This window comes from Streptomyces sp. CBMA123 (assembly GCF_014596465.1).
Taxonomy (GTDB): domain Bacteria; phylum Actinomycetota; class Actinomycetes; order Streptomycetales; family Streptomycetaceae; genus Kitasatospora.
In genome coordinates this window covers 1-8,204 of the sequence record NZ_MECK01000234.1, presented here as the reverse complement: position 1 = coordinate 8,204, position 8,204 = coordinate 1, and the positions used below count along the sequence as shown (strand labels likewise).

Below are 8,204 nucleotides of genomic sequence, written 5' to 3'. Positions count from 1 at the left end.
AGCGCGCCCGGGCCGCCGACCGCGCTCCACAGCGCGCCGAACAGCAGCGAGCAGGCGAAGCGGGCCAGCGCCTGCCCGGTGCCGACCAGGGCGAGCCCGGCGCCGCGCTGCTCGGCGGGTACCGCGTCGGCCGCCGCGGCGGCGAGCACGCCGTCGGTGGCGGCGTAGAAGGTGCCGTGCAGCAGCAGCACGCAGATCACCGCGGGCAGTCCGCGCAGCGGCGAGAGCAGCAGCCCGTACGCGAGCAGCAGGACGCCGTGTCCGAGCAGGAAGAGCCGGCGCCGTCCGATCCGGTCGGCGAGCGAGCCGAGCGGGACGGCGAGCAGCAGGAAGGCGGCGGCGGTGCCGAGCGGCAGCAGCGGGAACAGGTTGACGGACAGGCCGAGCCGGCGCTGGATCAGCAGGTAGAGGAAGGAGTCGCTGACGGTGGTGAGCCCGAGCAGCACGGCGCACAGGGTGAGCCGGCGCAGTCCGGGCAGGCGCAGCAGGGTGAGGCTGCTGCGCAGTGTGGGCACGGTGGTCGACGGTTCGTCACCGGTCTGCCGGTTGGGCACGAACAGCAGCAGGATCAGCACGCCCAGCGCGGCGACGCAGGCGCTGACGGTGAACACCGCGTCGTAGCCGTGCCGTTCGCCGCCGTCGGCGAGCAGCGGGCCGCCGGCCAGCCGCAGCACCAGGAAAGCGGTGAGCGGGCCGAGCAGGGCGCCGGCCGTGTCCATCGCCCGGTGCACGCCGAACGCCCGTCCGCGGTGGGCGGGTTCGGTGGCCAGCGAGATCATGGCGTCCCGGGGCGCGGTGCGCAGGCCCTTGCCGGTGCGGTCGGCGGCGATGACGGCGCCGATCAGCGGCACGGTGTGGACGAACAGCAGCAGCGGCCGGCACAGCGCGGAGAGCCCGTAGCCGATGGCCGCGACGCTCTTGTGCCGGGCGGCCCCGTCGCGGCCGCGGCGGTCGGCGAGGTGGCCGCCGGCGAGCCGGACCAGGGCGCTGAAGCCGTTCTGGATGCCGTCGAGCAGGCCGAAGCCGAGCGGGGAGAGGCCGAGTCCGGTGAGCAGGTAGAGCGGCAGCACGGCGTTGACCATCTCGGAGGAGATGTCGGTGACCATGCTGACGGCGCCGAGGGCGAGGACCGCCCCCGGCACTGAGCGCAGGGCGGCGCCCCGCCGCACCTGGCCGGTGGCCGGTGCGACGGGGGCCTTCGAGCTGCGGGAGTCCGCGACGTACACGGGCGTCAGTTCCAGATGCCGGTGATGTCGGAGGCGTTGGCGGAGTTGCCGGCGTGGGCGTTGACGCCGGCCAGGTCCTCCAGGGTGTGCAGCACGTCGTAGTGGTTGTAGGTGGTGGCGGTGGAGCTGCCGGGGGCGACGTGGGCGCCGTAGACGAGGGTCGGGATGCGGTTGCCGGCGAGCCGGTTGTCCTCGTCGAAGGTCACCACCAGCAGGCTGTTGTTGCTCTTGGCCCACTGCGCGTACGCGTCGAGGTTGTTCTTCAGCCAGGAGTCGCCGGTGCCGACCGAACAGTCGTGCATGTCGTCGCAGAGGTCGGGGACGACGAAGGAGACCTTGGGCAGGGTGGTGAAGTCGGTCGGGAAGGCGTCCATGCCGTAGGCGCTGGAGGTGGGCACGTTGCCGAAGCCGAACCACGGGTTGTGCTTCTGGGCGTAGCTGCCGCTGCTGCAGTCGGTGGCGCCGGCGGAGGGCAGGCCCTCGTTGTAGCTGGCCCAGGTCTGGTTGGCGGCGAGCAGTTCGGAGGCCAGGTTGGGCTGCTGGAGCGCGCCGACGTCCACGCAGCTGTCGTCCGTGACGCCCTGGGCGCTGCCGGAGAACAGCATGTAGTAGTTGGGCTGGCTGGGGTGGGTGAGCGCGTAGGACTGGGTCAGCGTCGCGCCGCCGGCGGCCAGCGTGCCGTTGATGTACGGCGCCTTGGAGCTGCCGATGACCTGCGAGTACGCGTGGTTCTCCAGCATGACGACGATGACGTGGTCGGGGCTGGGCAGGCCGGCCGCGGTGTCGGCGGCCGCGCTGCCGCCCGCGGCCCACAGGCCGAGCGAGCCGGCGACCAGGCCGAGGCCGGTGGCGAGGGCGGTGATCGGGCGGAGCCTGCGGCGACGGGCGGGGCGCGGACCGGCGGCGGGGGTGGGGGTGCCGGGGGTGCGGAGTCGTGCGAAGGCCATGGGGTCCTCCGTGGGTCGGGGCTTCCCGGGCGGGAGCGCCGAGAACAGTAGGATCGCGGCGTGTCGTGTACCGCACAAGAGAAGTGAAGAACAGAAGAACAGCTGCGAGGCGGTGTCCGTACGGAGCAACCGCGGCCGGCGGCGGACGTCACACGCGCCGCGATTGACCCGTTTCGGCCTTGCGTGGTGGGATCACGGGGCCCCGCGCGCGCGGGGCCGGAAGCGGCAAGGAGTACGGGAACGTGATCGGACTGGTCGCCATCTACGGGCCGGGCCGCCCGCTGGCCGACGAACTGAACGCCCTCTGGCCGGAGAGCACCCACGTCTACCGGGCCTCGCGCGGCAACTGCTTCCAGGGCCCGGAGGCGATGCACTTCGCGCTCCACCAGCACCGCCAGGTGATCGCCGTCGGCTCGCTCGCCGCCGTCGTCGGACTGCTGGGCGACGGCCGGGTCGAGGTCCCGCGCGGGGCCGAGGTGCTCTGCGTGGACCCGGGCCGGCGCTGGGTGATCCCGCTGACCCACACCGACTCGGCCGAGGAACTGGCCGGAGAGGTGGCGGCCGCCCTCGGGGTCACCCCGGTACTCACCGGCCCGCTGCCGAGCCCCGAGGCCCCGCTCGACGTGCTGACCCCGTACGCCACGCGCCTCTACCGCCCCGGCGCACGCGAGGTCGACCGGGCCGCGGCGGAGGGCCGGCCGGTCCGGCTGGTCGGTGAGGTGCCGTACCCGCTGCCCGCGCTCCCCCCCAACATCCGGCCGGACGCGCCCGAGGACGCCCCCGCACTGCGGATCACCGACCAGGAGGACCCGGACGGCAGCGACCTCCTGGTCGTCCCGCGCACCCTGGTGGTCGGCATCGGCGCGCGCAGTGGCGCCGAATCGGCCGACGCCATGCGGCTGTTGATGGACGTGCTCAAGGAGACCGGCTACCTGCGCTCGGCCATCGCCCGGATCGCCACGGTGGCGGGCAGGGCGGACCACCCGGCGGTGCGCTGGGCCGCGCGCTGCCTGAACGTGCCGGTGGACGAGCACCCGGCGGAGGAACTGGCCCGGCTGGCGGTGCCGAACCCGTCCGAGGCCGTTGGCACGGCGGTCGGCACCGCCAGCGTCGCCGAGGCGGCGGCGCTGGCCAGTACGAACGGCGGTCGACTCGTCGTCGCCAAGCGGAAGTCGGCGACGGCCACGGTGGCGATCGCCAGGACCGCGGTGCGTGGACGACTGGCGCTGATCGGCCTCGGGCCGGGGGCGCACGACCTGCTGGTACCGCGCGCACTGGCCGAACTGCGCCGCGCCTCGGCGGTGGTGGGCCGGCCGGAGGCCGTCGAGGCGGTGGCCGCGCTGCTCCGGCCGGGGACCCGGCAGATCGCGGTGCCGGCGCCCGGCACCCTACGGAACACCCGCGGCGAGGCGCTGGACTGGGCCGGAGTGGCGACGGACCACGCCGGACAGCTCGTCGACCACACCGGGGCGGCCGTCACCCTGGCCTCCCACGGGCACGCCGTCGCCCTGGTCGCCCTCGGCGACGGCACGGACCTCGCCGTGCCGCCCGGCCCGTACGACGTCCACCGGGTGCCCGGCCTGCCCGGCGAACCCGCCCGGGCAGGCGAGCCCGCTCTGCCCGGCGAACCCGCTTGGACAGTCGAGCCCGCTCTGCCCGGCGATGGAGCACCGGCATGACCACCCACGAACCCGACCTGCGCCACCACGGCGACGCCGAGGTGCGGGCCGACGGGCGCGAGCTGGTCGACCTCGCCGTCAACGTCCGCACCGGCACTCCCCCGGTCTGGCTGCGCGAGCACCTCGCCGCCACCCTCGGCACCCTCGCCGCCTACCCCGACCAGGGCGCCGCCCGCGCCGCGGTGGCCGCCCGGCACGGGCGCCCGGTCGAGGAGGTGCTGCTCACCTCGGGGGCGGCCGAGGCCTTCGTCCTGCTCGCCCGCGTCCTGACGGCACGTCACATTATCGTGGTGCACCCCCAGTTCACCGAGCCGGAGGCCGCGCTGCGGGACGCCGGACACCGGGTGCACCGGGTGCTGCTCGCCCCCGAGGACGGCTTCCGCCTCGGCTCCATCCCCGAGGAAGCGGACCTGGTCGTCCTCGGCAACCCGACCAACCCGACCTCCGTCCTGCACCCCGCCGAGGCCGTCGCCGCGCTCGCCCGGCCCGGTCGCACCCTGGTGGTGGACGAGGCGTTCATGGACACCGTGCCCGGCGAACGGGAGTCCCTCGCCGCCGCCCGCGGCCTGCCCGGACAGGTCGTCGTCCTGCGCAGCCTCACCAAGACCTGGGGCCTGGCCGGGCTCCGGATCGGCTACGCCCTCGGACCGGCGCCACTGATCGCCGCCCTCGGCGCCGCCCAGCCGCTCTGGCCGGTCTCCACCCCGGCGCTGGCCGCCGCCGAGGCCTGCAGCGGCCCGTCGGCACTGGCCGAGGCGGACCGGGCCGCCGCCGAACTCGCCCTGTGGCGCGCCTACTTGCTGAAGGGCCTGACCGCCTTCCCGACGCTGCGGGTGTACGGGGAGCCGGCTGCCTCCTTCGTCCTGGTCCGACTGCCGGGCGCGGCGGCGGTCCGCGAGCGGCTGCGCGAGCACGGCTTCGCCGTCCGGCGCGGGGACACCTTCCCCGGCCTCGGCGAGGACTGGCTTCGGATCGCCGTCCGGGACGAGGGGACCACCGACCGCTTCCTCAACGCGCTGGAGACGGTGCTCAGTTCAGCCTGACCGCGTCGCCGGCCCGGATCCTCCCCGGCGCCAGCACCTGGGCGTACACCCCCGCGCAGGGCAGCGCCGGCATGCCCTCCAGCGGAACCAGCCGGTTGCGTTCGGCCGGTCCGCGCAGCGCCTCCGTCCGACGGGGCAGCGGGCCGTGCCGCAGGGTGGGGACGGCGCAGCGCGGGGTGGGTGCCACGATGCGCAGCCGCAGGGCCTCCCCGACGGTCACCTCCCGCCCCACCCAGGCGTTCTCGACGAATCCCTCGCCCTCGGTGCGGATCACCAGGTTCGGCCGGTAGCGCTCCGCCTCAGCGCCGACGGCGAGCAGCGTGGAGCTGGTGATCAGGTGCAGCGGGGCGAAGTCGAAGAACCCGCCCTCCGCCGCGGCCCGCCCCAACTCATTGACCGTCACCGGGACTTCCGCCTCGACCCCGCGCGCCAGCACCTCCTCCGGCACGGCCCGCTCGACCGTCGCACCGGGCGGGCGCTCGGCGATCAGGGCCAGCGTGCGGCCGAAGGCCTCGGACAGCTCCGCCTCGCCCGCGGCGCGCCCGTCCGGCCCGGTGACGGCCACCCGGCCGTCCGCCGCGGTCGTCGCCGAGTAGGCGAGCAGTCCGGCCCACCGATGGGGGTTCTTGGCGCTGGCCACCCGCCCGGTCTCCACGTCCAGCAGGGCGCGCTCGCGGTCCCCCGCCAGGCCCCGCGTGGACACCTCCGCCGCCGAAAGCTCCTCCCCCAGGAGCGACTTGACCGGATACCGGTGCAACCGCTCGACCCTGCCGATCAGCACTCCGACTCCTCCGCCGCCCACTCCCGCAGCGCCGCGAAGTGCAGCTCCCGCAGTCCCGCCCGAGGGTCCACCCAGAGCGGCAGCGCCTCGGCCGGGTGGTGCGCCGCGATCCACTCGATGTCCTGCGGCCCGAGCTCGTCGTCCAGCCAGACGAACGGCCGCCCGTCCGCCCAGGCGACCAGATCCCTGGTCTTCCAGTGCAGCCCGTCCGGGTCCTCGCCGAACAGGTTCGTCCAGCGGATGTACGGGAGTTCGGGCAGCCCGATGCGCGGGCCGATCAGGGTGTTCGCCTCGTCCATCCAGGTGGTGGCCCACACCAGTTCGTACGGCAGCGCCAGCAACTCCGGCCCGTGCGCCGGGTTCAGCCACACCCGCAGCGGCTCGACCTCCTCCCGCGGCCGGGGAGCGTGCCGCGCCACCCAGGACTCGGGCAGCAGCCGGTGGGTGCCGTAGCCGTCGGGGCAGGCGGTGTCCGGTGCGGCGTAGGGGTTGAGCGGTCCGTCCACGTCGATCAGGAGCAGCGGCCGGCCGGTCATGCGGCGGCCGCCCACTCCCGCAGCGTCGCGAAGTCCCTGGCGAGCATGCCCTTGCGGGGGTTGACGTGCAGGGTGAGCGCCGGGCCCGGGTGGTGGGCGGCGATCCACTCGGCGTCCTGCGACCCGAGTTCGTCGTCCACCCAGACGAACGGCCGCCCGTCCGCCCAGGCCACCACGTCCCTGGTCTTCCAGTGCAGCCCGTCCGGATCCTCGCCGAAGAGGTCCGTCCAGGCGATGTACGGGAGTTCGGGCAGCCCGAGGTTGGGGCCGATCAGGGCGTTCGCCTCGTCCATCCAGGTGGTGGCCCACACCAGTTCGTACGGCAGCGCCAGCAACTCCGGCCCGTGCGCCGGGTTCAGCCACACCCGCAGCGGCTTCGCCTCGCCGTCGGTGCGCCGGGCCTGCCGCTCGGCCCACCAGCTGGGCATCAGGTCATGGGTGCGGTAGCCGTCCGGCCGCCGGAGCCTCGGCGCGGCGAAGGGGTTGAGGGGTCCGTCCACGTCGAGAAGGAGCAGCGGCTGTCGGGTCATGCCGTGAATTGTCCGGCTGACGACCGGGATTGACCAGCCATTTGCCCCAGGGCAGAAAGCCCGCAGGCCCTCCCCCGGGTGGGGGAGGGCCTGCGGGTGCACCTACCTCGGGGCGGATCAGACCTGGCCGGCCTTCTCCAGGGCCTCGCAGCAGGTGTTGATCAGCAGGCGGGTGACGACGTAGGGGTCGATGTTGGCGTTCGGGCGGCGGTCCTCGATGTAGCCCTTCTGCTCCACCTCGACCTGCCACGGGATGCGGACCGACGCGCCGCGGTTGGAGACGCCGTAGCTGTAGACGTTCCACGGGGCGGTCTCGTGCTTGCCGGTCAGGCGGGACTCGATGTCGGCGCCGTACTGGGTGACGTGCTCCAGCACCTTCTCCTGGGAGGCGCCGAGCGACTCGCAGGCGGTGATGATGGCGTCGTAGCCCTCGCGCATGGCCTTGGTGGAGAAGTTGGTGTGGGCGCCCGCGCCGTTCCAGTCGCCACGGGCCGGCTTGGCGTCCAGGGTGGCGTCGATGCCGAACTCCTCGGCGGTGCGGTAGAGCAGGTAGCGGGCGATCCACAGGTCGTCCGAGACGGTCAGGGAGTCGACCGGGCCGATCTGGAACTCCCACTGGCCGGGCATGACCTCGGCGTTGATGCCGCAGATGGCCAGGCCGGCGTCGATGCAGCGGTCCAGGTGCAGCTCGACGATCTCGCGGCCGAAGACCTCCTCGGCGCCGACGCCGCAGTAGTAGCCGCCCTGCGGGGCCGGGAAGCCGCCCTCCGGGAAGCCGAGCGGGCGGGAGCCCTTGAAGAAGGTGTACTCCTGCTCGATGCCGAAGATCGACTCCTGGGAGGCGAACTTCTCGTGCACCTCACGGAGCAGCGCGCGGGTGTTGGACTCGTGCGGGGTGCCGTCCGTCTCCAGGACCTCGCAGAGGACCAGGATGTTGTCGCCGCCGCGGATCGGGTCCTTGACGACCTTCACCGGGTCCAGCACGCGGTCCGAGGCGTGGCCCTCGGCCTGGTTGGTCGAGGAACCGTCGAAGCCCCAGGTCGGGATCTTGTCGGCGTTGGGCAGGACCCGAGTCTTGGAACGGAGCTTCGCGGTCGGCTTGGTGCCGTCGATCCAGATGTACTCGGCCTTGATTGCCACGGCTTGTCCCTCGCGTTACTGGGTGGTGGGTGCCCGCGTAGCGTCGCAAGCCGCCGTTTCCCGGTTGTTCCTCTCATGTAACGCGCATGTGAACCAACCGTCCGCGTTGGCACGGTCACGGTGCGGGAGTGCCGGGCGCGGCACTCCCGCCCCGCGGAGTGACCGGTCGCGGAGTAACCAGCCGCGCAGTGGCCGGTCGTGGAGGCCGGTCGCGGAGTGACCAGCCGCGGAGTGACCAGCCGCGGAGTGACTAGCCGCGGCGGGCGTGCGCGGCGCGGCGGCGCCGGGTGGCCCGCAGGGCGGCCGCGCCGCCCGCGACCAG

General features: G+C 74.0%; 8 protein-coding genes. 2 read left to right on the top strand and 6 right to left on the bottom strand.

Annotated elements, in window-relative coordinates:
- Both BG452_RS24545 and BG452_RS24540 read right to left on the bottom strand, forming a co-directional pair.
- A partial coding sequence (locus BG452_RS24545; protein ID WP_188306529.1) for an MFS transporter occupies positions 1–1,226 on the bottom strand: 1,226 nt, incomplete at its 3' end.
- Between the two features lie 5 nt (positions 1,227–1,231).
- Positions 1,232–2,173, bottom strand: coding sequence for an alkaline phosphatase family protein (locus BG452_RS24540; RefSeq protein WP_188306528.1), 942 nt, complete (start codon positions 2,171–2,173; stop codon positions 1,232–1,234).
- 242 nt (positions 2,174–2,415) lie between these two features.
- On the opposite strand from BG452_RS24540, the gene BG452_RS24535 reads away from it, so the two are divergent.
- Complete coding sequence (locus BG452_RS24535) at positions 2,416–3,852, top strand: cobalamin biosynthesis protein (RefSeq protein WP_188306527.1); 1,437 nt, start codon at positions 2,416–2,418, stop codon at positions 3,850–3,852.
- Positions 3,849–4,895: an Rv2231c family pyridoxal phosphate-dependent protein CobC gene (cobC, locus tag BG452_RS24530; protein WP_188306526.1), complete on the top strand. Its 1,047-nt coding sequence runs from the start codon at positions 3,849–3,851 to the stop codon at positions 4,893–4,895. The genes BG452_RS24535 and cobC overlap by 4 nt, the downstream gene beginning before the upstream one ends.
- Here cobC and BG452_RS24525 read toward each other — a convergent pair.
- The 4 genes from BG452_RS24525 to glnII all read right to left on the bottom strand — a co-directional run bounded on the left by BG452_RS24525 (position 4,882) and on the right by glnII (position 7,882).
- On the bottom strand, positions 4,882–5,676 hold the full coding sequence (locus tag BG452_RS24525; protein WP_317621206.1) for an MOSC domain-containing protein: 795 nt from the start codon (positions 5,674–5,676) through the stop codon (positions 4,882–4,884). The two genes, cobC and BG452_RS24525, sit on opposite strands and share 14 nt — an antisense overlap.
- Entirely contained in the window at positions 5,670–6,212 is a 543-nt protein-coding gene (locus BG452_RS24520; RefSeq protein ID WP_188306525.1) for a hypothetical protein, read from the bottom strand. The genes BG452_RS24525 and BG452_RS24520 overlap by 7 nt, the downstream gene beginning before the upstream one ends.
- Positions 6,209–6,742, bottom strand: a complete 534-nt coding sequence (locus tag BG452_RS24515; protein ID WP_188306524.1) for a hypothetical protein — start codon at positions 6,740–6,742, stop codon at positions 6,209–6,211. Before BG452_RS24515 ends, BG452_RS24520 begins: the two co-directional genes overlap by 4 nt.
- A gap of 117 nt (positions 6,743–6,859) precedes the next feature.
- A complete protein-coding gene (gene glnII, locus BG452_RS24510) occupies positions 6,860–7,882 on the bottom strand; it encodes a glutamine synthetase (protein WP_188306523.1) in 1,023 nt (340 codons plus the stop codon).
- Positions 7,883–8,204 lie beyond the last annotated feature (322 nt).